This is a genomic window from Ensifer sp. NM-2 (assembly GCF_003024455.1).
GTDB lineage: Bacteria > Pseudomonadota > Alphaproteobacteria > Rhizobiales > Rhizobiaceae > Ensifer > Ensifer canadensis.
This window is the reverse complement of record NZ_PVZR01000006.1, coordinates 114515-138352: the sequence shown is the minus strand read 5'-3', so window position 1 is coordinate 138352 and position 23838 is coordinate 114515. Positions and strand designations below refer to the sequence as shown.

At 61.3% G+C, this 23838-nt stretch carries 23 protein-coding genes and 2 riboswitches; of the genes, 17 read left to right on the top strand and 6 right to left on the bottom strand.

The genetic code is table 11. From position 1 onward, the window contains the following. Positions 1-3 precede the first annotated feature (3 nt). The 4 genes from C6558_RS14400 (at position 4) to C6558_RS14385 (ending at position 3872) form a co-directional block, all read left to right on the top strand. Entirely contained in the window at positions 4-1302 is a 1299-nt protein-coding gene (locus C6558_RS14400) for a PotD/PotF family extracellular solute-binding protein (protein ID WP_057209879.1), read from the top strand. 89 nt (positions 1303-1391) lie between these two features. Then, a complete protein-coding gene (locus C6558_RS14395) occupies positions 1392-2306 on the top strand; it encodes an ABC transporter permease (RefSeq protein ID WP_107027442.1) in 915 nt (304 codons plus the stop codon). A 1-nt stretch (position 2307) separates the two neighbouring features. Continuing rightward, entirely contained in the window at positions 2308-3129 is an 822-nt protein-coding gene (locus tag C6558_RS14390) for an ABC transporter permease (RefSeq protein WP_025429311.1), read from the top strand. A 5-nt stretch (positions 3130-3134) separates the two neighbouring features. Then, the gene (locus C6558_RS14385) at positions 3135-3872 is read left to right on the top strand and encodes an aspartate/glutamate racemase family protein (protein WP_057221902.1); all 738 of its coding nucleotides are present in this window, start codon (positions 3135-3137) and stop codon (positions 3870-3872) included. Here C6558_RS14385 and C6558_RS14380 read toward each other — a convergent pair. Beyond that, positions 3830-4774: a LysR substrate-binding domain-containing protein gene (locus tag C6558_RS14380; protein WP_057209885.1), complete on the bottom strand. Its 945-nt coding sequence runs from the start codon at positions 4772-4774 to the stop codon at positions 3830-3832. The genes C6558_RS14385 and C6558_RS14380 overlap by 43 nt on opposite strands. Before the next feature lie 130 nt (positions 4775-4904). Between C6558_RS14380 and C6558_RS14375 the strand changes: the two genes are divergently transcribed. The 7 genes from C6558_RS14375 to nrdF all read left to right on the top strand — a co-directional run bounded on the left by C6558_RS14375 (position 4905) and on the right by nrdF (position 13169). After that, complete coding sequence (locus tag C6558_RS14375; protein WP_057209887.1) at positions 4905-5198, top strand: hypothetical protein; 294 nt, start codon at positions 4905-4907, stop codon at positions 5196-5198. Positions 5199-5235: 37 nt separating this feature from the next. After that, positions 5236-5456: riboswitch (cobalamin riboswitch) on the top strand. A 97-nt stretch (positions 5457-5553) separates the two neighbouring features. Then, on the top strand, positions 5554-7908 hold the full coding sequence (metE, locus tag C6558_RS14370; RefSeq protein WP_107027441.1) for a 5-methyltetrahydropteroyltriglutamate--homocysteine S-methyltransferase: 2355 nt from the start codon (positions 5554-5556) through the stop codon (positions 7906-7908). After that, entirely contained in the window at positions 7905-8705 is an 801-nt protein-coding gene (locus tag C6558_RS14365; RefSeq protein WP_057221904.1) for an acyl-CoA thioesterase, read from the top strand. The genes metE and C6558_RS14365 overlap by 4 nt, the downstream gene beginning before the upstream one ends. Before the next feature lie 151 nt (positions 8706-8856). Further along, a riboswitch (cobalamin riboswitch) is annotated at positions 8857-9083 on the top strand. 301 nt (positions 9084-9384) lie between these two features. Further along, positions 9385-9606 carry a glutaredoxin-like protein NrdH gene (gene nrdH / locus C6558_RS14360; RefSeq protein ID WP_025429316.1) on the top strand — a complete coding sequence of 74 codons (222 nt, stop codon included), beginning with the start codon at positions 9385-9387 and terminating at the stop codon, positions 9604-9606. A 17-nt stretch (positions 9607-9623) separates the two neighbouring features. Beyond that, positions 9624-10040, top strand: a complete 417-nt coding sequence (nrdI, locus tag C6558_RS14355) for a class Ib ribonucleoside-diphosphate reductase assembly flavoprotein NrdI (protein ID WP_057209889.1) — start codon at positions 9624-9626, stop codon at positions 10038-10040. After that, positions 10010-12163 (top strand): class 1b ribonucleoside-diphosphate reductase subunit alpha, encoded by a 2154-nt coding sequence (gene nrdE, locus C6558_RS14350; RefSeq protein ID WP_107027440.1) that lies wholly within the window; start codon positions 10010-10012, stop codon positions 12161-12163. The genes nrdI and nrdE overlap by 31 nt, the downstream gene beginning before the upstream one ends. 16 nt (positions 12164-12179) lie before the next feature. Continuing rightward, entirely contained in the window at positions 12180-13169 is a 990-nt protein-coding gene (gene nrdF, locus C6558_RS14345; protein ID WP_057221906.1) for a class 1b ribonucleoside-diphosphate reductase subunit beta, read from the top strand. Between the two features lie 103 nt (positions 13170-13272). Here nrdF and C6558_RS14340 read toward each other — a convergent pair whose 3' ends face one another. Next, positions 13273-14469, bottom strand: coding sequence for a multidrug effflux MFS transporter (locus C6558_RS14340; RefSeq protein WP_107027439.1), 1197 nt, complete (start codon positions 14467-14469; stop codon positions 13273-13275). A 208-nt stretch (positions 14470-14677) separates the two neighbouring features. Here C6558_RS14340 and C6558_RS14335 point away from each other — a divergent pair, with 208 nt between their 5' ends. Continuing rightward, positions 14678-15382, top strand: a complete 705-nt coding sequence (locus C6558_RS14335) for a TetR/AcrR family transcriptional regulator (protein ID WP_245449177.1) — start codon at positions 14678-14680, stop codon at positions 15380-15382. Positions 15383-15465: 83 nt separating this feature from the next. Here C6558_RS14335 and C6558_RS14330 read toward each other — a convergent pair whose 3' ends face one another. The 4 genes from C6558_RS14330 to C6558_RS14315 all read right to left on the bottom strand — a co-directional run bounded on the left by C6558_RS14330 (position 15466) and on the right by C6558_RS14315 (position 17576). Next, positions 15466-15750 (bottom strand): acylphosphatase, encoded by a 285-nt coding sequence (locus tag C6558_RS14330; RefSeq protein ID WP_057221945.1) that lies wholly within the window; start codon positions 15748-15750, stop codon positions 15466-15468. Positions 15751-15938: 188 nt separating this feature from the next. Then, the gene (locus C6558_RS14325) at positions 15939-16259 is read right to left on the bottom strand and encodes a cupredoxin family copper-binding protein (protein WP_057221908.1); all 321 of its coding nucleotides are present in this window, start codon (positions 16257-16259) and stop codon (positions 15939-15941) included. 9 nt (positions 16260-16268) lie between these two features. Next, positions 16269-16793 (bottom strand): DUF4142 domain-containing protein, encoded by a 525-nt coding sequence (locus C6558_RS14320; protein WP_025429324.1) that lies wholly within the window; start codon positions 16791-16793, stop codon positions 16269-16271. A gap of 87 nt (positions 16794-16880) precedes the next feature. Beyond that, positions 16881-17576, bottom strand: coding sequence for an RNA polymerase sigma factor (locus C6558_RS14315; RefSeq protein WP_107027437.1), 696 nt, complete (start codon positions 17574-17576; stop codon positions 16881-16883). Positions 17577-17919: 343 nt separating this feature from the next. On the opposite strand from C6558_RS14315, the gene C6558_RS14310 reads away from it, so the two are divergent. The 5 genes from C6558_RS14310 to C6558_RS14290 all read left to right on the top strand — a co-directional run bounded on the left by C6558_RS14310 (position 17920) and on the right by C6558_RS14290 (position 23716). After that, entirely contained in the window at positions 17920-18810 is an 891-nt protein-coding gene (locus C6558_RS14310) for a substrate-binding domain-containing protein (RefSeq protein ID WP_107027436.1), read from the top strand. 176 nt (positions 18811-18986) lie between these two features. Continuing rightward, positions 18987-20510: a sugar ABC transporter ATP-binding protein gene (locus C6558_RS14305; RefSeq protein ID WP_025429327.1), complete on the top strand. Its 1524-nt coding sequence runs from the start codon at positions 18987-18989 to the stop codon at positions 20508-20510. After that, complete coding sequence (locus C6558_RS14300; protein ID WP_057219226.1) at positions 20507-21469, top strand: ABC transporter permease; 963 nt, start codon at positions 20507-20509, stop codon at positions 21467-21469. Before C6558_RS14305 ends, C6558_RS14300 begins: the two co-directional genes overlap by 4 nt. A 19-nt stretch (positions 21470-21488) precedes the next feature. Next, positions 21489-22430 carry a sugar kinase gene (locus tag C6558_RS14295; RefSeq protein WP_107027435.1) on the top strand — a complete coding sequence of 314 codons (942 nt, stop codon included), beginning with the start codon at positions 21489-21491 and terminating at the stop codon, positions 22428-22430. 5 nt (positions 22431-22435) lie between these two features. Continuing rightward, entirely contained in the window at positions 22436-23716 is a 1281-nt protein-coding gene (locus C6558_RS14290) for a D-tagatose-bisphosphate aldolase, class II, non-catalytic subunit (protein WP_107027434.1), read from the top strand. Positions 23717-23838 lie beyond the last annotated feature (122 nt).

The following is a 23838-nucleotide window of genomic DNA, read 5'->3' as shown; positions in this document are numbered from 1 at the left end:
CGCATGACGAATGAAACTACACCGAAGACCTCGAAGGAGGGCCTGTCCCGACGCACGCTGCTCAAGACCGGTGCGGCGGCAATCGGCGCGATTGCCGGGTCCGGGGCGATCACCGGCTTTCCGACGATCTGGGCGCAAAACCCGATCACGCTGCGCCAGTTCGGCACCGGCGTTTCCAACATCAATGCCATTGCCGAGAAGTGCAAACAGGATCTCGGCATCACACTGGAAATGACTGCGACGGATTCGGACGCCGCGGCCCAGCGGGCAGTGACGCAGCCCGATTCCTACGACATCGCCGACATCGAATACTGGATCGCCAAGAAGGTCTTCCCGGCCGGAGTGATGCAGCCGATGGATGTCTCGAAAATCAAGTACTACGACAAGATCGTCCCGCTGTTCATCGACGGCAAGCTGAAGCCCGAAAGCATTATCGCCCAAGGCACCGCCCCGCACACCGTCGGCTTTGTCGAGGCGCAGGCTTCCAGGACCTTCGCGAAGTCGCCGACCCAGTGGATGACGCTCATTCCGACGATCTACAATGCCGATACCCTCGGCATCCGCCCGGATCTCGTCGGCCGCGACATCACGAGCTGGGCCGACATCATGGATCCGGCCTTCAAGGGCAAGGCCGCGATCCTCAACATCCCGTCAATCGGCATCATGGATGCCGCCATGATCATGGAAGCCTTGGGCAACGTCAAATATGCCGACAAGGGCAACATGACGACGGATGAGATCGACCAGACGATCGACTTCCTCATTAAGGCCAAGCAGGACGGTCAGTTCCGCGCTTTCTGGAAATCCTTCGACGAGAGCGTCAACCTGATGGCCTCCGGTGAAGTGGTGATCCAGTCCATGTGGTCACCGGCCGTCGCCGCCGTCCGCTCGAAGGGGATCGCGTGCAAATACCAGCCGCTCAAGGAAGGCTATCGCGCCTGGGGTGGCGGCCTCGGCCTTGCCGCTCATCTCCAGGGCGCCCAGCTCGACGCGGCCTATGAATACATCAACTGGTACCTGTCGGGCTGGGTCGGCGCCTATCTCAACCGTCAGGGCTACTATTCGGCCGCCATGGACACGGCCAAGGGCTTCATGTCCGAGGACGAGTGGGGTTACTGGGTCGAGGGCAAGCCGGCAAAGGGCGATATCCTCTCGCCGGAGGGCAAGGTCATGGAGAAGGCCGGTGCCGTGCGCGATGGCGGCTCCTTCGAAGACCGCATGGGCAAGGTCGCCTGCTGGAACTCGGTCATGGATGAGGATCGCTACATGATCAAGCGCTGGAACGAGTTCATCGCGGCTTGAGGCAGACGAAACGCCCTCGCTGCGGCGCGCCCTCGAATGGGGCCGCCCGCAGCGAGCGGAACCTGACGAGCAACGCGAGAGGATGAACAATGGCGGTAGTGGCAATTTCGCAGCCATCGGAGGCCTTGGCCGGTAGACCCAGCAGTGTCCGTGCTTGGCTGCAAAGGCTGGGCGCCTATCTGCAGGCGCTGCCGCTCATCCTCATTCTCGGGTTCTTCTTCGTGCTGCCGATCCTGACGGTTCTTGTCGTCAGCTTCTGGGACTACGACTTTGCCGGGCTTTATCCGGACTTCCTGACCATGAACTATGTCGACACGCTCGGTTCGTGGGTGACGTGGAAGACCTATCTCAACACGTTGAAATTCACCGCCCTCGTCTGGTGCCTCACACTCTTGATCGGCTTCTGGGCCGCCTATTTCCTCGCATTCCACGTGCGCACGACGACCATGCAGATGGTGCTCTTCCTCATCTGCACCGTGCCGTTTCTAACCTCGAACATCATCCGCATGATCTCCTGGATCCCGGTGCTTGGACGCAATGGCCTCGTCAATTCGACGCTGATCGACCTCGGCATCATTCCGCAACCGATCGAGTGGCTGCTCTATTCCGATTTTGCTGTCGTGCTTGCCATGGTTCACCTCAATACGCTCTTCATGGTGACGCCGATCTTCAACACGCTGATGCGCATTGACCGTTCGCTGATCGAAGCGGCGCGCGACTGCGGCGCCAGCGGCCGGCAAGTGCTCTGGAACGTCATCCTGCCACTCGCCAAGCCCGGCATCGCCATCGGCTCGATCTTCGTCGTCACCCTCGTCATGGCCGACTTCTCGACGGTTCAAGTTATGTCGGGCGGACAGAGCGCTTCGGTCGCGCTGATGATGAAGAACCAGATGTCACTGCTGCAATATCCGGCTGCGGCCGCCAATGCGGTAGTGCTGCTGATCGTCGTGCTCCTGATGGTCGCCGCGATCCTTCGGGTCGTTGATATCCGAAAGGAACTCTGAGATGAACCATGAGCGGCGCACCCTTGAATTCTACCTGCTCGCGGGCTTCTTCGCCCTGTTCGTGCTGTTTCTCTACGGGCCGTTGTCGGCGGTGCTGATCCTGTCCTTTCAGGGGCCGAATGGCGGTCTCACATTTCCGTTGAACGGACTATCGCTGCACTGGTTCTACAATCTCTTCGAGAAACAGGCGGTCGGCGACTTCGGCGCGTCCTTCCGCCGCTCATTCACGCTGGGACTGATGGTGATGGTGGTCAACGTCGTCGTGGCGCTCCTCGCCGGCCTTGCCTTTCGCCACCGCTTCAAGGGGGCGACGGCCCTCTTCTACCTGACCGTTGCCAGCCTGGTCGTGCCCTCGATCATCATCTCGCTCGGGATCGGTGTCGTCTTCCAGCAGTTTGGCCTGAAGCCCGCCTGGTATTCCTCCGGCTTCGGCGCACATCTTACCTGGACCCTACCCTTTGGCGTCTTGATCATGTTTGCCGTCTTCAACCGCTTTTCGCCGGCCTATGAAGAGGCGGCCCGCGATCTCGGCGCCACCCCGTGGCAGACGTTTCGGCATGTGGTGCTGCCGATGATAGCGCCGAGCCTGATCGGGGTCGGCCTCTTCGGCTTCACCCTTTCCTACGACGAGTTCGCCCGTACACTGATGACCTCGGGCAGCTACAACACCCTGCCATTGGAAATCTACGGAATGACCACCAATGTGACGACGCCGGTGCTTTACGCGCTGGGCACGGTCACGACGCTCTTCTCCTTCACCACCATCCTCGTCGCGCTTGCCGTCATTCTGACGCTTCGTCGGCGGCAGGTAAAAATGAGCTAGGTTCGATGCGCATTCTGATCGTCAATCCGAACACCACCCTATCCATGACCGAGAAGGCGGCGGCCGCAGCCCGCGCCGTCGCGGGCCCGAACACGGAGATCATCGCGAGGACGTCCAAGTCCGGACCGGCTTCGATCGAAGGCCACTATGATGGCGCGATCGCGCTTCCGGGCGTGCTCACCGAAATCCGGGACGGCGAAGCGGCAGGCGCCAACGCCGCCGTCATCGCATGCTTCGACGATACTGGTCTGGAAGCAGCCCGCGCGCTTGCCCGCATCCCCGTGGTCGGGCTTTGCGAATCCGCTGTGGCGACGGCCGCCATGCTTGCTCAGCGTTTCACCGTCGTAACCACACTCGAGCGGTCGCGTGTGCTTATCGAGAACCTGGTCATACGCTATGGGATGAGTGCCCGGACGAAGGTTCGCGCTGCGGACATCCCGGTGCTGCAGCTTGAGGACAAGGCTTCGCCCGCGTTGGCGAAGCTGCGATGCGAAATCGAGCTGGCGCTCGTTGAGGACGGCGCCGAGGCGATCGTGCTTGGCTGCGCCGGGATGGCCGATCTTGCGCGCGCACTTCAAGCCGAATACGGCGTTCCGGTCATTGATGGCGTATCGGCAGCCGTCAAGCAGGCCGAGGCGTTGGTGTCGCAAGGACTGACGACCAGCAAGCGCGGCTCCTATGCTCCGCCGCTCAGCAAATCTTATTCAGGTCTTATGAGCGCGCTCGCACCGATCTCGGCTTGAGACCGTACCGAGGGAAGCTCTCCGGCCACGGCGGCCAGCTGCGCGTTCGATGTGGCGGCTTCGGCAATGATCCACTCGCGAAACACCTGGATCTTGTTCTGCCGCCGGTGGCTTTGCGGATAGACCAGCCAATAGGCACGGCCATCCCTGACCACATGGTTGAACGGCCGGACGAGTTTTCCGCTGCGAAGCTCCTCAATCACAAAGGTGGAGACGACCATGGCAATGCCATGATCGAGCAATGTGGTGGCCACATCCATTGCCTGGACGTCGAAGATCAGCTCAGTGCCATTGCTGGCCGGCGGTTCCACGCCCGCTTCGGTCATCCAGCGCCGCCACCAGCTGGCGTTGCCGAAGCGCCTCACCGTGAGAACGTCGGCCGGATCCTTCAGCTGATGTTTTTCCAGGAACGTCGGCGTACAGACGGGCATGTATTCGATCGGGAAAAGAGGAAACACTTCATTGCCCGACCAGTCGCCGTTGCCGCTGCGCACCACGAGATCAATCGCATCGCGCTTGAAGTCGATCAGCTCCGTGGACATGTGCACGCGAATGCTGATGTTTGGATGGGCTGTCTGAAACGAGGCGAGCCTGGAACCAAGCCAACTTGAGACGACGGTTGGCAGTACCGAGATGTGCAGGTGATGCTCGGTCTTGTCGGCAATCTCGGAGAACGCCGTACCCAGTAGATCGAGCGCCTCGGTCACCTTCGGCGCAAGCTGCCGTCCGGCAGCCGTCAAGCGCACTTCCCGCGGCAGACGGACAAACAGCGGCGTGCCGGTGCGGTCCTCCAGCAGTCGGATTTGATAGCTGACAGCGGCTTGCGTCATGCCGAGCTCCTGCGCCGCGCGGGTGAAACTCAAGTGCCTGGCTGCGGCCTCGAACGCGCGCACCGCACTCATGGGGGGAATCTTGCTCATGAAGTGAGATAAGCATTCTTTATGGCAGCATGCGAGAAATCGCTTTGCGCGAAACCACCAAAATCCTCAATTTTCTCGCGAACACATCACCACAGAACTGAAGGGGTTAGCAATGCTTAGCGCACTGCGATCGATCATCCTCCACGTCTGGACTTCGGCCAAGAGAGCTGCCGACGCCACGACGACCATCGATACATTCAGCGAGTTCCAACTGAGGGACATCGGCCTGACGCGAGACAATGACAGCATCCGGGCGCGCGCGGGCGATGTTGCTGATCCGTGGCAGCACGTAGCGGGCTCTGATCCGGGCGGTGCCCTTTCGCCGCAGACGCCAAATGATGAAGTCGCGTCGCCGCCCTCGCGACAAGCTTTCGACCTCGGCCGAATGGAGAAAATAAAGACATAAACATTTCTTTATACGATTGACGCCGTCGACTTTGCGGGGCATTGTCGAACAACGTGGTTCTGCGGCTCGTCTGACGACAGGCCGGAGCTAAGAGGGAATTCGGTGCGGCGCTGCAAGGCGCTCATGCCGGAGCTGCCCCCGCAACTGTAAGCGGCGAGCGGTCGTCCAATGATGTCACTGAGGGAGACGCCTCGGGAAGACGGGACGGTTCGTGTTGACCCGCAAGCCAGGAGACCTGCCGCGATAGATAACGTCCACGGGCGGGGTGTCCGATGTGTCGCCTTGACGAGCGAGCCAGTCTCGGTCGTGGATGCGTCGCATTCAAAGCCTTGCCCACAACCTTCGGGGTAAGGAAATGACCATCAAGACAGCCAATCTCGGCTTTCCACGTATCGGCAGCCACCGTGAACTGAAGTTCGCGCTGGAGCGTTATTGGGCCGGCAAGATCGAGAGACAGGACCTGCTCGACGTCGCCGCCAGGCTGCGGGCCGAAAACTGGGCCGCGCAAAAGGCGCGTGGGATCCAGATCATTCCATCGAACGACTTCTCGCTTTACGACCAGGTTCTCGACACATCAGTGCTGGTTGGTGCGGTGCCACCGGCCTATGGCTGGAAGGGCGGCCCGGTCGACCTCGACGCCTATTTCGCCATGGCGCGCGGTTCGACGACTGCCGCCTGCGCGTCCGGTTGCACGCATGGCGGGCCCGACGGGGGCAACCAGGCGCTGGAGATGACCAAGTGGTTCGACACGAACTACCACTACATGGTTCCGGAATTCGCGGAGGATCAGCGCTTCGAGCTGACGAGCAATGCGCCGCTTGACGCCTTCCTCGAAGCCAAGGCGCTCGGGCATGTCACCCGCCCTGTCGTCCTCGGCCCCGTCACCTTCCTGAAACTGGGCAAGGCGCTTGCCGGCGGATTCGACACCATCAATCTGATCGAGCGGCTGCTGCCTGTTTATACGAAGCTTCTCACCGAGCTTGGGGAAGCCGGCGTCGAATGGGTGCAGATCGACGAGCCATGCCTGGTGCTCGATCTCACTGAGCGGGAACGCCAGGCGCTGGCGCTGACCTACCAGACGTTCGCCTCGGAACTTCCGCAGTTGAAAATCATGCTCGCGACCTATTTCGGCGCGGTCAGTGACAACATGCCGACAGCCCTTTCGCTGCCGGTTGCCGGGCTGCATGTCGACCTCGTGCGGGCGCCGCAACAGCTCGACTTGCTACTTCAGACGGTACCGGCACAGCTTGTGCTGTCGCTCGGCGTCGTCGATGGCCGCAATGTGTGGCGTACCGATCTTGCCGGCCTCTTCCGCCGGCTGCAGCCGTTGATCGAGGCGCATGGCCGCGATCGTATCGAGCTTGCACCATCGTGCTCGCTGCTGCATGTGCCAATCGACCTCGATCTCGAACGAGCGCTCGATCCGGAGCTCGTCTCCTGGCTTGCCTTCGCCCTGCAGAAGCTGGACGAACTCAGCCTGCTTGCCCGCGCATTCGAGCCGGGCCTGGCCAATCCCGAGCAGGTCTTTGCAAAATCGATTGCTGCGGTCGAGGCACGGCTGACCTCGCTCAAGGTCCACGATCCACTCGTTGCCGGACGCTTGAAGAACCTGACGGCAGCAGACAGCCGCCGTCAATCGAGTTTTGCAACGCGCCGGCGGCGGCAGGAAGACAGGCTGGCACTGCCGCTCTTCCCGACGACGACGATCGGCTCCTTCCCGCAGACGTCAGAGGTGCGCCAGGCACGATCGCTGCATGCCAAGGGCGAGCTCAGCTATGTCGACTACCTCGCCTACCTGCGCCAGGAGACGGAGAAGGCCGTGCGCTGGCAGGAGGAAATCGGCATCGAGGTGCTGGTGCACGGCGAATTCGAGCGCAACGACATGGTGCAGTATTTCGGCGAGCAGCTCTCCGGCTATGGGTTCACTCAGAGCGGTTGGGTGCAGAGCTACGGCTCGCGCTACGTACGCCCGCCGATCATCTTCGGCGATGTCTCGCGCCCGAACCCGATGACGGTCGATTGGGCAACCTATGCGCAGTCGCTGACGGACAAGCCGATGAAGGGCATGCTCACCGGCCCGGTGACGATGCTGCAATGGTCGTTCGTGCGCGACGACCTGCCCCGGTCGATCGTATGCCGGCAGATCGCACTGGCGCTGCGCGACGAAGTCACCGACCTGGAAACGGCCGGTATCGCCGTGATCCAGATCGACGAACCGGCGCTGCGCGAGGGACTGCCACTGAGACAGGCCGATCGAAAGGCCTATCTCGACTGGGCGGTCGAGTGCTTCCGCATCAGCGCCTCCGGCGTCGGTGACGAAACCCAGATCCACACCCACATGTGCTACTCGGAGTTCAACGACATCATGGCGGCGATTGCGGCAATGGATGCCGATGTCATCTCCATCGAAACCTCGCGCTCGAAGATGGAGCTGCTCGGCGCCTTTATCGATCAGGCCTATCCGAACGAGATCGGCCCCGGCGTCTACGACATCCACTCGCCGCGGGTACCCACTGTCAACGAGATGGTGCATCTGATCGAACAGGCGACCGACGGTCTGACGCCGGCGCAGATCTGGGTCAATCCGGATTGTGGGCTGAAAACAAGGCGGTGGGAGGAAGTTCGCCCGGCGCTCGTCAACATGGTCGCGGCGGCGCAAACGCTGCGCCAATCCTTCACTGCCGGCCGGCAAGAGGCCGCAAACGCATGACGGACGATAGCAATATCGAGAAGGCGCCGGGGGAAACCCCGGCGCCCGCCACCTTGATCGACATCGTCTTTCCCGGCGACACCAATCACCACGGCACGCTCTTCGGCCGTGCGGGCCTCGCACTCATGGACCGGACCGCCTTCATCGTCGCCACGCGCCACGGCCGCGTTCCCTTCGTCACCGCCTCCTGCGATCGCGTCGACTTCCGCGGCCCCGCCCACATCGGCCATATCGTCAGCTGCAGCGGCCGCCCGATCCGGGTCGGGCGGCGTTCGATGGTCGTCGAAGTCGATATGATCGCGGAAGATCTGACGGCCGGCACCCGCGATCTGTGCGCCCGCGGCCAGTTCACCATGGTCGCGATGCCGGAGGGCAAGGGCGCCGGCTGGTCGTTGCCTTCTCTCGACACCGATGCGATCGGAGCGCCAAAAGACGATGCCGTGCGCATGGTCGATATCGTCTTTCCGGATCAGGCCAACAGCTTCGGCGCCATGTTTGGCGGCGACGCGCTGGCGCAGATGACCAAGGCCGCCTTCGGCGCGGCGACACGGGCGAGCCGCAAGACGACAGTGCTCGCCTCCTGCCAGCGCATCGATTTCAAGCACCGGATCACCGTTGGCTCGATCATCGAGCTTGTCGCCAGGATTGTGCGCACCGGACGGAGCTCGACGACGGTCGATGTCGAATTGTGGTCAGAGGATTTGACGGGAGCGAAACAGACCCTGACTGCCCATGGCGCCTTCATCATGGTGGCAGTCGACGGGGACAATCGTCCTGTTCCCGCCTTCGCGGCTTGAGGATTTCAGCAGAGCTGTCAATGACGGCTCTCCATCCACAGGCTTCGCCGACACTTGTCGTTTACTCCCCGCTATCCACACCCGAAAAAATATTGTCCGCCTCCCAGGTGGCTTCGACATGGAACCTATTGACGCAATTTTCCCGACATATACTATATCTAGTGTTCGAGGTTCTCCCGATTCGCAAGGATTGGGAGCGAAGATGGGAATACGGTGCCGTCGTAGCGATTTCGCTTGGCTAAGCCGTGGCTGCCCCCGCAACTGTAAACGGCGAGCAACTGTCCAGCATTCGGCCACTGAAGCATGATGCATCGGGAAGGTCCGGACAGAAGCACCGACCCGTGAGCCAGGAGACCTGCCTCGATCGATAAACGTCCACGGGCGGGGTGTCCGGAGAGGTCAGAGGTGTGCATGGGGCAGGATGAAACCTGCCTGATCGTCTCGACGTCTCCCCGGAAGCGCCGTCTTCAACTTCGGGGTGAAGTCATGTCCGCGTCATCGAATTCCTATCATTCGCCAATGAAGAGGCGCGGGAAGCCGCGAATCTGACGAACAACCGCGCCCGGGTCTTCTCGACCCGAGCAAGCGGTCATCCTGCCAGTCCTGCATTTCGCCGGATCGCTTGTGCGTATCCGCATGCCTTTTCATGCCCAGATCCAGCCGACCAAACGAGGAAGAAATGAACGTCACCGTCTACAGCAAGCCCGCCTGCGTCCAGTGCACCGCAACCTATCGCGCGCTCGACCGCCAGGGCGTCAATTACGAGGTGATCGACATTTCGGTCGACCAGGACGCGTTCGAGACGGTCAAGGGCCTTGGCTACATGCAGGTTCCCGTCGTCATCGCCGGTCCGGAGCACTGGGCAGGCTTCCGCCCCGACAAGATCAGCGCACTGTCCTGAAGCCGAGGTACGGCGCGATGGGGCTGATCGTCTATTTTTCCACCCGCTCGGAAAACACCCATCGCTTCGTCGGCAAGCTCGGCCTGCGCGCCAGACGCATTCCCGTCAGCGCGGCCGACGCGCCGCTCGACGTGCACGAACCCTATGTGCTCGTCGTCCCGACCTATTGCGGCGACGACGGCCGGGGCGCCGTGCCCAAACAGGTGATCCGCTTTCTCAACGATGCGGACAACCGCTCCCACATCCGCGGCGTGATTGCCGCGGGCAACAGCAATTTCGGCGCGACCTACGGGATCGCCGGCGACGTGATCTCGGCCAAGTGCCAGGTGCCCTATCTCTACCGGTTCGAACTGTTGGGAACCGATGAGGACGTCGCCAATGTCAAAAACGGGATGGAACGATTTTGGACGTCTCAACACTCGAACGCCCCTTGAAGGCGACGGAATCGGCGCTCGATTACCACGCGCTGAACGCCATGCTGAACCTCTATGACGAGGACGGCCGGATCCAGCTCGACAAGGACCGGTTGGCGGCAAAGCAGTACTTCCTGCAGCACGTCAACCAGAACACCGTGTTCTTCCATAACCTGCGCGAAAAACTCGATTACCTCGTCACCGAGGGCTACTACGAGCAGGAGGTTCTCGACCAGTATTCGTTCAACTTCGTGCGCGACCTGTTCGATCACGCCTATGACAAGAAGTTCCGTTTCCCGACCTTTCTCGGCGCCTTCAAATATTACACCAGCTACACGCTGAAGACCTTCGACGGGAAGCGCTACCTCGAGCGCTACGAGGACCGGGTCTGCATGGTGGCGCTGACGCTGGCGCGCGGCGACGAGGCGCTGGCGCGCGACATGGTCGACGAGATCATCTCCGGTCGCTTCCAACCGGCGACCCCGACCTTCCTCAACGCCGGCAAAAAGCAGCGCGGCGAGCTCGTCTCCTGCTTTCTGCTGAGGGTCGAGGACAACATGGAATCGATCGCGCGCGGCATTAATTCGGCGCTACAATTGTCGAAGCGCGGCGGCGGCGTGGCGCTGTCGCTTACCAACATCCGCGAGGCCGGCGCCCCGATCAAGCAGATCGAAAACCAGTCGTCCGGCATCATTCCCGTGATGAAGCTGCTGGAGGATTCGTTCTCCTACGCCAACCAGCTTGGCGCCCGCCAGGGTGCCGGCGCCGTCTATCTCAACGCCCACCACCCCGACATCATGCGTTTCCTCGACACCAAGCGGGAGAACGCCGACGAGAAGATCCGTATCAAGACGCTGTCGCTGGGCGTCGTCGTTCCCGACATCACCTTCGAACTCGCCAAGAACAACGAGGACATGTACCTGTTCTCGCCCTATGACGTGGAGCGCGTCTACGGCGTTGCCTTCACCGACATCTCGGTCACGGAAAAATATCGGGAAATGGTCGCCGACAGCCGGATCCGCAAGAAGAAGATCAAGGCGCGCGAGTTCTTCCAGGTGCTGGCCGAAATCCAGTTCGAGTCGGGCTATCCCTACATCATGTTCGAAGACACGGTGAACCGCGCCAACCCGATCGCCGGCCGCATCACCATGAGCAACCTCTGCTCAGAAATCCTCCAGGTCAGCGAAGCCAGCGAGTACAATGACGACCTGTCCTACAAGCACCTGGGCAAGGACATCTCCTGCAATCTCGGCTCGCTGAATATCGCCGCCGCGATGGATTCGTCCGATTTCGGCAAGACGATCGAGACATCGATCCGGGCGCTGACCGCGGTCTCCGACATGAGCCATATCGCCTCGGTTCCCTCCGTCGAGAAGGGCAATGACGACAGCCATGCGATCGGCCTCGGCCAGATGAACCTGCACGGCTATCTCGCCCGCGAACGGGTCTATTACGGTTCGGACGAAGGCGTCGATTTCACCAACATCTACTTCTACACGGTGACCTACCACGCCATCCGCGCCTCCAACCGCATCGCCGTCGAACGCGGGTCGAGCTTCAAGGGCTTCGAGAACTCGAAATACGCCTCGGGCGACTATTTCGACAAGTACACCGAACAGGAATGGAAGCCGGCGACCGAGCGGGTGTGCGAACTGTTCGAAACCGCAGGCATCGATATCCCGACGCAGGAAGACTGGCTGGAACTCAAGCAGGCGGTGATGACATCCGGCCTCTACAACCAGAACCTGCAGGCGGTGCCGCCGACCGGCTCAATCTCCTATATCAACCATTCGACCTCCTCGATCCACCCGATCGTCTCGAAGATCGAGATCCGCAAGGAAGGCAAGATCGGCCGCGTCTATTATCCCGCGGCCTTCATGACCAACGACAATCTCGACTACTACCAGGATGCCTATGAGATCGGTCCGGAGAAGATCATCGACACCTATGCGGCTGCGACCCAGCATGTCGACCAGGGGCTTTCGCTGACCTTGTTCTTCAAGGACACGGCAACGACCCGCGACATCAACCGCGCGCAGATCCATGCCTGGAAGAAGGGCATCAAGACGATCTACTACATCCGCCTTCGTCAGATGGCGCTGTCCGGCACGGAAGTGCAGGGCTGCGTTTCCTGCGCGCTTTGATACTCCGGGGAACAAGATGAACATCCAACTGAAGACCAAGGCGCCCAAGGGCTCGCAAGCCGTGCGCGCCATCAACTGGAACCGTATCGAGGACGACAAGGACCTTGAGGTCTGGAACCGGCTCACCGGCAATTTCTGGCTGCCGGAAAAGGTGCCGCTTTCCAACGACATTCCCTCCTGGGCGGCGTTGCGGCCGGAAGAGCAGCAGCTGACGATCCGTGTGTTCACGGGCCTGACCCTGCTCGACACGATCCAGACGAGCATCGGCGCACCGACACTGATGGCGGATTCGATCACGCCCCATGAGGAAGCGGTTTATTCCAACATCTCCTTCATGGAAGCGGTGCATGCCCGTTCCTATTCCTCGATCTTTTCGACGCTTTGCTCGACACCTGATGTCGATGACGCCTATCGCTGGTCGGAGGAGAACGAACATCTCCAGAAGAAGTCGGCGCTCATTCTCGAGCAGTATCGCACCACGGATCCGCTGAAGCGCAAGATCGCCAGCGTCTTCCTCGAGAGCTTCCTGTTCTACTCCGGCTTCTATCTGCCGATGTATTGGTCGAGCCGCGCCAAGCTGACCAACACCGCCGACATGATCCGCCTCATCATCCGCGACGAAGCGGTGCACGGCTACTACATCGGCTACAAGTTCCAGAAGGGCCTGGAGCGGCTGAGTAACGAGCGTCGGCAGGAGATGAAGGATTTCGCCTTCGACCTGCTGCTCGAACTCTACGACAACGAGGCGAAATATACCGAATCGCTTTACGACAGCGTCGGCCTGACCGAGGACGTGAAGAAGTTCCTGCACTACAACGCCAACAAGGCGCTGATGAACCTCGGATATGAGGCGCTGTTCCCGGCCGATGCCTGCAAGGTCAATCCGGCAATCCTGTCGGCGCTGTCGCCGAATGCCGACGAGAACCACGACTTCTTTTCGGGGTCAGGCTCCTCCTATGTCATCGGCAAGGCGGTTGCGACCGAAGACGAAGACTGGGATTTCTGACAAGCGCGCCGCACTCCGTTGCTGAGCCAATAGCAAAGCGGCCGGTGAAGACGAGAAGGTCTTCACCGGCCGTCCTGTTTCAACTGCGCGAAGCGAGGTGGTGTTACTCCGCCGGCACGACACGGCTGCGGCCGATGGTTGCCTGTGTCAGCAGGAACGCGCTGACCGCGCAAATCGCAATGCCCGCGGCCATCGGAAGCGCCGTTCCGTTGAAGAAGACGGCAGCAACGATCATGGCGACAGCCGCCGTGACAAAATGCAGCGTCCCCATCAGCGCCGATGCCGTACCGGCAATCTCGCCGTGATCCTCGAGCGCCAGCACCGCGGAGGTCGGGATGACCAGACCGAGCGCGCCGTAGCCGACGAACAGGAATGCCGCCATGACCGGCAACTGGTTGAAGCCGAGGCTCATGAGAATGAACATGCTGGCCATGGTCAAGGCAAAGCCGGCGACGGCAAGCTGCATGACACGCACGAGACCGAAACGAACGCCAAGCCAACCGGTCGCCTGCGAGACCGCGAAGAACGATACCGCGTTGATCGAGAAGGCGAAGCTGTATTGCGTCGGCGTCAGGCCATAATGATCGATCAGCACGAAGGGCGAATTTGCGAGGTAGACGAGGAAGCTCGAAATGCCGAGGCCACCGATGAAGGTGAGCGTCAGGAAGTTCCGGTCGCTCAGAAGCAGCCGGTAGGCGGCAATCGCGCTGCCGAAATTGCTGTCTGCCCTGTCCTTCTTCGGACGGGTCTCAGCCAATTGAGTCGACAGCAGGATCAGGCCGATGAAGGCTGCGATCATGACGGCACAGAAAACGCCGCGCCAGCCGTAGAACTCGATGACGGCGCTGCCAGTCAGAGGCGCCAGGATCGGCGAGATGCTGAACACCAGCATCAGCAGCGACATCAGGCGTGCCGCCTGAACGCCGGTGTGCATGTCACGAACGATGGCGCGCGGAATGACCATGCCGGCGGCACCGCCAATACCTTGCAGGAAGCGGAAGGCGATGAGCGTTTCGATATCGGTCGCGAGCGCGCAGCCGATGCTGGCCAGCGCGAACAGGCCGATGCCGAGATAGAGCGGCGCCTTGCGGCCCCACATATCCGAGAGTGGGCCATAGACGAGCTGGAAAATTGCAAAGGAAATGAAGAAGGCGAGCAGGCTAAGCTGCACGACACCGGTCTCTGCGGCGAGATCCTTGCCGATCGACGGCAGCGCGGGGAGATACATGTCGATTGCGAAAGGCCCGATCGCTGAAATCAGACCGAGGACTATGGCAGTGCGTAGAAAGGACGCCGTCATGGTGATGATCTTTCAGAGGTCGCGAAACGAACGAGGACGCGCGCCTGCATTCGTTGCCGCCGGGATTGAAACTGGAATGAGCCGGTCGTGCCAGGATCGAACGTCCGGGAGACGCATCCTGCGCTGACCTATGTGGTCCATAATTTTGGACACACATGTCAAATTAGACACTATTGTCCAAACCGTCAACATGTCCTATCGTCGGATCATGAAAAAACGACAAGCCGCCTTGCCGACCGCCGGTGGCCCCACCCAGAAGGGTCAATGCGCCAAACGCATCTCGATCCTCGACGCCGCCGCAGAGGTCTTCTGCCGCGAAGGCTTTTCCGGCGCCAGCATAGACGAAATCGCCGCGGAAGCCTGTGTTTCCAGGCAGACCATCTACAATCACTACCGCGAAAAAGAGACGCTGTTCATGGCGGTGGTGCAGGATATCCTCGACCGAACCAACGCCGCGCTGTTCTCGATCCTCGCGACCTTCCCGCAACGGGCAGACAATCTCGAGGACGACCTCACTGCCTTTGCAGTGCGCCTCAACAGGAACTGCATCTGCAATCAGGACGGCAAGTTCATCCAGAAGCTGGTCGAGACCGAGGGAGAGCGATATCCCGAGCTGATCAGGATCTGGCGCGAACAGGGACCGGGCAAGATCGGCGCGGCACTCTCGGCACTGTTTGCTCGACTTGCCCACGCGGCCCCGCTTGAGATCGACGACCTCGACTTGGCCGCTCGGCAATTCCTGGCCTTGATCAAGGCGGACATGCAGATAGCCGGTCCTTTTGGCGAAGCTCCAACGGAGGAGCAATTGCAGACCTCTGCCCGCAACGCCGTCAGGACCTTCCTGCGCGCCTATGGCAGGGTCGAGACCGAACGACCCCAGAAAAAAGCCGGTCGCCTCGACCAATCGGCTTGACCGCCAGTCGCTCTGACCAATTCAGTCACCCTGACGTCTTCGCGACGCACCTAAGACCAACGCCCCTCCGCATCTCCGATCACCTAACCAGTGATCTGGAACCCCTGCACCGGATCGGGCAAGGCCACCGGTTCGGTTTCGACGCTGACGACCGAGGCAGCCGCCGGCCCCATCCAGAGCCGCTCGACCATGTTTGCGAGCGCAACATCGGAGCCGACGATCATCGCCGCCACCGATCCGTCGCGCTCGTTGCGCACCCAGCCGGTCACTCCGAGGCGTTCGGCCTCGCGGCGGGCCCAAATGCGGAAGCTGACGCCCTGCACCCTTCCGCTGACACGAACGAGCATCGCCTTGCGCTCTCTGATCATGATCGCACCTGTTTTTTTGTTATAGAAGAGAAACTGGAGCGAAGGCGGACAAAGACAAGCCACCTGACGTTGCGGGCGCCTGCGACGCCGGGCCGTTTCCACATCGGGCGAAGTTGCGGAATTCTCCGCCGCCTTGTTTTGACGCATTTCCGGACGCAAAACCGCTTCCCAGTTCTCCTGGAAATAGCCTATGGCGTCGCCGCCAAAATGCGGCCCTTCATGTTGGGATGAAAGCGGCAATAATAATCGATCTGCCCCGCCTCCCGCACGACGAGACTTGCGGTCTTCTTCGCCGGGATCAACACCTCCCAACCACCCTTCACGGTCGCTGTATGGACGAGGATGTCCCTGTTGACCCACTCGATCGTGTCGCCGACGCGTACCTCGACCTCTGCGGGAACAAACGCCATTTTTTCGATCGTCACGCGGATTGTCTCTGCTTGAGCATCCACAGCGCCATTGCCGAGCAGGAGCCCGGCAACGGCAACGAGATAAAACCCGGATGGCATGGCCGCGCTCTACTTCAGCGATGCGGCAACATGTTCTGCATGCTGCTGGTGGCCCTGAAAGATCTTCAAGCCGGTCTCAAGCAGTGCCTTAAGTTCGGCATTGCTGGCCGATGGAATGAGCAGGGTCTCCAGGGCTCCGTTCACCTGCTTGTGGTAGGCGACTTCATTGTCGACATAGGCTTTATCGAAGCTCGCGCCGTCGAGCGTGGCAAGCTTGGCGCGCTCGTCGTCAGCTGCTTTCGAGAGCGCCTTGCTGGTATCGTTGTCCTCCGGCGTCACCTTGAGTTTCTTGACGAGATCGAGCGCCTGCGTATTCACCGCCTCATGGTCGCGCATCATATCTTCGGCAAACGAAACGACGTCCTTGTTGCCGGACTTCGAGATCGCAAGCTTGGCATTTTCCACATCGATCACTCCGGCCGTATAGGCGATGTGAGCGATCTGTGGGTCGGTCGGCTTATCCGCTGCCTGTGCCGGGATCACAAGCCCGAGCAGGCAAAGCGTGACGAGCGCGGTCATTGGCCGAATGTTCATGGAAACCTCCTTGTTCCACGCAGGGCGCGGACCCTGTTTGCAGTTGACATCCATTGGATGCCGCCTGCCCGCAAAGGTTCCCGCCGGTCAGCTGGAAAGGCCAAGCCGCTTCATGACCGCCGCGGTCAGCCGCGCACAGCGCCGCCCGGCAAAGGGGAAAGCATCGAGCAAAACCGGGCCGATCTGCTCATGCAACTGTTTGCGCACCAGCTGCCGCGCCCGATGCAACCGTGTCTTGACCGTCTCGGGGCGTAACCCAAGCAGATCAGCCGTTTCCTCCACGCTCAGCCCCTCTATCACCCGCGCGACGAAAACCGTTCTGTAGATATCGGGCAGATTGTCGGTCGCCCGTTCGACGAGTTGCAGGATCTGCCGCTGCGCCATCGTGCGTTCGGGATCATCGGCACTTGCCGGCAGCGGGAACTGGATGATCGTCGCATCGCGGCCATCGCCGATCGAGCCCAGGGCGTCGGCTTTGCGGCGTCCCCGTCGCAACCGTCCGAGCGCCTCGTTGATGACGATGCGTGACAGCCAGGTTCCAAGCGACGATTCGCCACGAAAGCTTGCGAGATGCGCAAAGGCCAGCACATAGGCTTCCTGTACGATGTCTTCGGCTTCGCTGTCGTTTCGAACGACGCCTCGGGCAATGCGGTAGAGGCGCTGGTTGTGAACCTGCATGATCGCGAGGAACGCCTGCCCGTCACCGGCGATCGCCCTTTGCGCCAGTGCCACATTCGCGGTCGGGTCCGTGATCGCCAGCGCGCCTGTTCGAATGTCTGCCATGTCCGAGCCTCCCGCAACATTAGATGCACGGTTCCGCCAAAGGTTCCCGTCATTTTTCCAATTGCAGACACCGTGCCGTTCTTTTTGGAACCTCTTCAGAGAATGCGGTTGCGCCATTGTGGTCCTACCTTGGCCGCCTAACGTCGAATGGCCTGCCGACCACTCAAGCGAGAGGCGTCTAAATTTCTCGCGTTACCCTGTTAATCTTTTCATCGCGTACTTTTAAAAATTGACGCGCGCAAAGTTTTATGGTTTTTACATCATCGCCAAGACGGTGATGGGAGGGCCCTCCTGCTTGGCCGCCAAGACCAAAGGCCCACATCGTTTCCAAGGGAGGAAACCCATGAACATGCCCCGTATTCTCAAGGCGCTTGTCGCCGGCACGGCACTGATCCTGATTGCTTCCGCCGCATCGGCCGAAGGCATCGGCGCCTCGCTCTTGACCCAGCAGCATCCGTTCTACATCGAGCTTGCCGACGCGATGAAAGCCGAGGCGAAAGAGAAGAACGTCGCGCTCGAAGTTGCGATTGCCAACCAGGATCTCAACAAGCAACTCGCCGACGTCGAGGATTTCATCGTCAAGGGCGTTGACGTGATCGTCATTTCGCCGGTCGACAGCCAGGGCGTGCGCGCCGCGATCGAAAAGGCCGAGAAGGCCGGCATCAAGGTGATCACCGTCGACGTGCCTGCCAACGGCGCGACCGTCACCTCGCATATCGGCACCGATAATTTCACCGGCGGCGTCAAGGCTGGCGAACTGATGGCAAAGATCCTCGACAACAAGGGCAAGGTCGCCGTTATCGACTACCCAACCGTCCAGTCGGTCGTGAACCGCGTCAACGGCTTCAAGGAAGCGATCGCCAAGCATCCGGAGATGGAAATCGTCGCCATCCAGACCGGCATCACCCGCGCCGAGGCACTCGCAGCGGCACAGAACATGCTGCAGGCCAACCCTGACATCACCGGCATTTTCGGCTTCGGTGATGACGCAGCGCTTGCTGCAGCGGTTGCCGTCAAGGCGGCGGGCCTCGAAACCCAGGTCAAGGTCATCGGCTTCGATGGCATGAAGGAAGCCCGCGACGCTGTCGACACCAACCCGGTGATGGTCGGCGTGATCCAGCAGTTCCCCGACCAGATGGGCAAGCAGGCCGTCGACACTGCCGTCAAGGTTGCCGCCGGCGAACAGGTTCCGGCCGAACAGCCGATCGTGCCCGGCGTCTACACCGCAAAGTAAGTCCTCCCAGGACAGCCGCCGCCCGAGGGCGGCGGCACCAACACGACGAACGCCTCCGCCTGCTGCCGACAAAAACGGGCAGCAATTCGAAGTGCTACAGCGACCTTTGCGCGTCTGATGAGACACGTTGCGCTGCAGCCCGGAGGCGCTTCTCGGCGCGATCCAAGGAGGCCGCCATGCATGGTTCGACCACGGACACCGTTCTCAAGATCAGCAATGTCACGAAGTCATTCGGGCAGGTTGCCGCGTTGAAGAGCATGCGGCTCGATGTCCGCCGCGGCCGCGTGCATACGCTGCTCGGCGAAAACGGTGCCGGCAAATCGACATTGATGAAAATTCTTGCCGGCGTTCACAGCGCGACGTCAGGCGACATTACCCTCGACAATCAACCCTATCGCCCCACCAACCCGCAGCAGGCAGCAGCGCTCGGGCTTGCGATCGTGTTCCAGGAATTGAGCCTCTGCAACAACCTGACGGTGGCGGAGAATATTCTGGCGACGCGCGAGCCGCGCAAGTTCGGCTTCATCAACGATAAGGCGCTCGTTGCCAGGGCAAGGTCGATCGTCGCTGAACTCGGGCTGCCGATCGACGTCACCGAGAAGGTCGGCAATCTCTCGATCGCCCAGCGGCAGCTGGTCGAGATCGCCAAGGGCCTCAGCCATGAGGCAAAGGTCGTCATTCTCGACGAGCCGACCTCGTCGCTCAGCGACAGCGAGGCCGAGATCCTGTTCGACATCATCGGCCGGCTGAAAAGCCGCGGCGTCGCGGTCATCTATATTTCCCACCGCATGGAAGAGATCATGCGGCTCAGCGACGACATCACCGTCATCCGCGATGGTGAGTATGTCTCCACTCACGATCGCAACGACGTCACGATCGAGGCGCTGATTGCGCTGATGGTCGGCCGTCGGATGGAGGAGATCTATCCGCCCCCAATCCACGTTCGCTCGACGGAGATTACTTCGGATCAGCCTCCGGTCCTGGCGGTCGAGCGTCTGACGCGCGACGAGGAATTCGCCGATATTTCCTTCACGGTCGGCGCCGGCGAGATCCTCGGCTTCTTCGGCCTCGTCGGCTCAGGTCGCTCCGAAGTGATGAACGCACTGTTCGGCATGAAGAACGCGAGCGGCACGGTTCGCCTCGACGGCAAGGAGGTTCGCTTCCGCTCGCCGGCCGAAGCGATTGCCCGCGGCATCGGCTTCGTCACCGAAAACCGCAAGGAAGAAGGCCTCGTGCTCGGGCACAGCGTCGAGTGGAACATTTCCATGGCGGCATTGCCTGACTTCACCGGCCCGTTTGGCTTTACCCGCGGCAGCGCCGAGCGCAAGGCAGCGGCAGCCGAGGTCGGCAGGCTTGCCATCAAGACGCGCTCGCTCGACACGCCGGCAGGCTCTCTCAGCGGCGGCAACCAGCAGAAGATCGTGCTCGCCAAATGGCTCCTGACCCGGCCGAAGGTGCTGATCCTCGACGAGCCGACCCGCGGCGTCGACGTCGGCGCGAAATTCGAAATCTACAAGATCATCCGCCAGCTGGCGGCCGAAGGAACGGCGATCCTGCTGATCTCCTCCGAGCTGCCGGAGGTGCTTGGAATGAGCGACCGCGTGGTCGTCATGCATGAAGGCGTGCTCGGCGCGACCCTCGCCGGCACCGACCTTACCCCCGAAACGATCATGGCGCACGCGACAGGTTTCCAATCATGACCCAGCAAACTGCAGCCCAGGCCGCCCTCGTCAGGGCATTGAAGCAATATGGCGGCATCTTCCTCTCGCTGGTGATGCTCTGCGTCATCTTCTCGTTCCTCAATCCCCGGTTCATGTCGGTCGTCAACTTCATGAACATCCTGCAGCAGGTGGCCGTGATCGCTATTGCCGCCTTCGGCATGACCTGGGTGATCCTGCTCGGTGAGATCGACCTGTCGGTCGGCTCGATCATCGCAGTCGCCGGCATGGTCGGGGCGCAATGTTTCGCCTTCGGGCTCGGCTTCGGCCCGGCACTCGCGGTAACTATCGTGGCGGGCGCGCTGATGGGGATGCTCAACGGCGTGTTGACGGCAAAACTGCTACTGCCGTCGTTCATCGTCACCGTCGCCACGATGGGCATCTATCGCGGCCTCGTCAGCCTGCCGACCAACGGCGCGCCGGCGATGATCGACAACGCGACATGGACCGCCATCGGCACCGAGAGCTTCCTCCGCCTGCCCATCATCATCTGGGTCGTTGCCGTGCTCTTCGTCATCAACCAGATCGTGCTCAGCAAGACGAGCTTCGGTCGTCGCGCCTATCTTACCGGCGGCAACCGCGAAGCGGCTGTTTATTCCGGCATCAAGGTCGATCGCCTCAAGATCATCATCTTCATGATCTCGGGCGTGATGGCGGCGATCAGCGGCGTGCTGCTCTCCTCGCGCCTCTTTTCCGCCCAGACCAATGCCGGCATGAGCTACGAGCTCGATGCCATCGCCGCGGCCGTTCTCGGCGGCACCTCGCTTGCCGGCGGTGTCGGCACCATGGTCGGCACGCTCATCGGCGCGCTCATCATCGGCGTGATGAACAACGGCATGAACATGCTTTCCATCCCCTATTTCTACCAGCTCATCGTCAAGGGCCTCGTGATCCTTGTCGCCGTTTGGCTCGACGTTCGCGCCAAACAGGCAAAGCGCTGACCCGGCACGAGTGAAACCCATGCACAAGATACTGACGATCGGCGAGATCCTCGTCGAGATCATCGCCACCGAAAAGGGCGACGGCTTCCGGCAGGCGACACCACTGGTCGGGCCTTTCCCTTCCGGCGCGCCCGCCATCTTCATCGACCAGGTCGGCAAGCTCGGCCAGGCGAGCGCGATCATTTCCCGCGTTGGCGGCGACGACTTCGGTCACGTCAACCTCGCCCGCCTTGAGGCGGACGGCGTCGATACCTCCGGCATCGCGGTCGATCCGCTCGCCACAACCGGCAGCGCCTTCGTTCGCTACCGTCATGACGGCAGCCGTGCCTTCGTCTTCAACATCCGCGACAGCGCCTGCGGCACCATTTCCCTCGATGACAACGCAATCGTGCTGGTTCAAAGCTGCAGCCACCTGCATGTGATGGGGTCGTCGCTCTACGCTCCGAGCGTGGTCGAGAGCATTTTCGCCGCAATCGACATCATCAAGGCAGCCGGTGGCACGGTCTCCTTCGATCCGAACCTTCGCGCAGAAATCCTCGAAAGCCCGGGGATGCGGGAAGCGCTGAGGACAGTCCTTGCCAAGACCGACGTGTTCCTGCCGAGCGGCGCCGAACTCTTCCTGTTCACTGAAGCGAAAACCGAGGCGGACGCCATCGCCGAACTTCTCGCCTCCGGCATCAGGGTCATCGTGGTCAAGCGCGGCGCCGAAGGCGCCAGCTACTTCGATGCGGAAACGACGCTCTCCCTGCCCGGCTTTGCCGTCGAAGAGATCGATCCGACCGGCGCGGGCGACTGCTTCGGCGCCACCTTCGTCACCTGTTGGCTGAATGACGCCAGCCCCCGCGAAGCGCTTGAACTCGCCAACGCGTCGGGCGCTCGCGCCGTGATGATCTCCGGCCCGATGGAGGGCGCATCGACGAGAGCAGAACTCGAAGCCTTCATCAGCGCGCGAAAGGATTGAAGACCATGAAACCCAATTATCTGATCGACATTGCCCAGTGGCGCGACCGTCCGGGCCTGCGCGGTATTCCTTCGATCTGCTCGGCGCATCCGCTGGTCATCGAGGCCGCAATGCTGCGTGCCCTTAGGGAAGACACCCATCTCTTGATCGAGGCGACCTGCAACCAGGTCAATCAAGACGGCGGATATACCGGCATGACGCCCGCCGATTTCACCCGTTTCGTCGGGGAGATCGCCGCAAAGACCGGCTTCCCGATCGAAAACATCATCCTCGGCGGCGACCATCTCGGCCCCAACCCGTGGAAACATCTGCCGGCCGATGAGGCGATGGACAAGGCGGAAGCGATGATCCGCGCCTATGCCGCGGCCGGCTTCACCAAGCTGCATCTCGATACCAGCATGGGCTGTGCCGGCGAACCCGTCGCCCTTCCCGATGCGACGACGGCGTTGCGTGCCGCGCGGCTTGCCGCCGCCGCCGAAGATGCCATCCGCGGACGTAACGGCATCGCCCCGGTCTACATCATCGGCACCGAGGTGCCTGTTCCCGGCGGCGCGCTCGAGGAACTGGATACGCTCGAAGTTACCGCACCCGAAGCAGCCGTCGAGACCGTCGATATTCATCGGCAGGCGTTCAGCGATGCAGGTGCCGGCGAGGCCTTCTCCCGGGTTGTCGGCGCCGTCGTCCAGCCGGGCGTCGAATTCGGCAACGAGAACGTGATCGCCTATGACCGGCCGAGGGCCGCTCAGTTGAGCGCAAGCCTGGCCGAGCTAAACGGCCTCGTCTTCGAGGCGCATTCCACCGACTACCAGACGCAAGAAGCACTTCGTGATCTGGTGACGGATGGTTTTGCCATCCTCAAGGTCGGCCCCGGCCTCACGTTTGCATTGCGTGAAGCGCTTTACGGGCTCGACCAGATCGCCGCGTTCCTGTTTCCCGATGCGCGATCCAAAACGCTGGCCGAGGTCACCGAAGAGGTCATGCGCGAGGAGCCGGGCAACTGGGGCAAGTATTATCACGGCTCGCCCGACGCGCTGCGTGTTCAGCGCCATTTCTCCTACAGCGACCGCATCCGCTATTACTGGCCGCACCCGAAGGTCGCGACTGCAGTGGAAGAGCTTCTTCGCCTGCTCGATGGCGTCACCATCCCCGAGACGCTGATCAGCCAGTATCTTTCGGGCAGTTACGAGCGCGTGCGAGACGGTCAGGTGCCGCCGCAAGCAAAGGCCCTGGCGATTGCCGCCGTCGACGCGGTTCTGGAGGATTACTTCGCCGCCTGCAAAGGATAGGGCCGGCCGTTCATTCCGTGAATATTTCGCAGTCGACACTGCCTATCCCTCGGAAATAAATCTATAAACGAAACCCAAAAGAAGAATGGGGGCGCTTCGACCGTGGACAGACAAATCAAGAC

Coding starts and splice junctions, on each gene's coding strand:
- nrdH (WP_025429316.1), top strand. CDS start 9,385: ATGAACGTCACCGTCTACAGCAAGCCCGCCTGCGTCCAGTGCACCGCA.
- C6558_RS14290 (WP_107027434.1), top strand. CDS start 22,436: ATGAAACCCAATTATCTGATCGACATTGCCCAGTGGCGCGACCGTCCG.
- C6558_RS14365 (WP_057221904.1), top strand. CDS start 7,905: ATGACGGACGATAGCAATATCGAGAAGGCGCCGGGGGAAACCCCGGCG.
- C6558_RS14310 (WP_107027436.1), top strand. CDS start 17,920: ATGAACATGCCCCGTATTCTCAAGGCGCTTGTCGCCGGCACGGCACTG.
- C6558_RS14340 (WP_107027439.1), bottom strand. CDS start 14,469: ATGACGGCGTCCTTTCTACGCACTGCCATAGTCCTCGGTCTGATTTCA.
- C6558_RS14330 (WP_057221945.1), bottom strand. CDS start 15,750: ATGATCAGAGAGCGCAAGGCGATGCTCGTTCGTGTCAGCGGAAGGGTG.
- C6558_RS14380 (WP_057209885.1), bottom strand. CDS start 4,774: ATGAGTGCGGTGCGCGCGTTCGAGGCCGCAGCCAGGCACTTGAGTTTC.
- C6558_RS14395 (WP_107027442.1), top strand. CDS start 1,392: ATGGCGGTAGTGGCAATTTCGCAGCCATCGGAGGCCTTGGCCGGTAGA.
- C6558_RS14305 (WP_025429327.1), top strand. CDS start 18,987: ATGCATGGTTCGACCACGGACACCGTTCTCAAGATCAGCAATGTCACG.
- C6558_RS14315 (WP_107027437.1), bottom strand. CDS start 17,576: ATGGCAGACATTCGAACAGGCGCGCTGGCGATCACGGACCCGACCGCG.
- C6558_RS14375 (WP_057209887.1), top strand. CDS start 4,905: ATGCTTAGCGCACTGCGATCGATCATCCTCCACGTCTGGACTTCGGCC.
- C6558_RS14390 (WP_025429311.1), top strand. CDS start 2,308: ATGAACCATGAGCGGCGCACCCTTGAATTCTACCTGCTCGCGGGCTTC.
- C6558_RS14385 (WP_057221902.1), top strand. CDS start 3,135: ATGCGCATTCTGATCGTCAATCCGAACACCACCCTATCCATGACCGAG.
- C6558_RS14325 (WP_057221908.1), bottom strand. CDS start 16,259: ATGCCATCCGGGTTTTATCTCGTTGCCGTTGCCGGGCTCCTGCTCGGC.
- nrdF (WP_057221906.1), top strand. CDS start 12,180: ATGAACATCCAACTGAAGACCAAGGCGCCCAAGGGCTCGCAAGCCGTG.
- C6558_RS14320 (WP_025429324.1), bottom strand. CDS start 16,793: ATGAACATTCGGCCAATGACCGCGCTCGTCACGCTTTGCCTGCTCGGG.
- C6558_RS14300 (WP_057219226.1), top strand. CDS start 20,507: ATGACCCAGCAAACTGCAGCCCAGGCCGCCCTCGTCAGGGCATTGAAG.
- C6558_RS14295 (WP_107027435.1), top strand. CDS start 21,489: ATGCACAAGATACTGACGATCGGCGAGATCCTCGTCGAGATCATCGCC.
- C6558_RS14400 (WP_057209879.1), top strand. CDS start 4: ATGACGAATGAAACTACACCGAAGACCTCGAAGGAGGGCCTGTCCCGA.
- metE (WP_107027441.1), top strand. CDS start 5,554: ATGACCATCAAGACAGCCAATCTCGGCTTTCCACGTATCGGCAGCCAC.
- C6558_RS14335 (WP_245449177.1), top strand. CDS start 14,678: ATGAAAAAACGACAAGCCGCCTTGCCGACCGCCGGTGGCCCCACCCAG.
- nrdI (WP_057209889.1), top strand. CDS start 9,624: ATGGGGCTGATCGTCTATTTTTCCACCCGCTCGGAAAACACCCATCGC.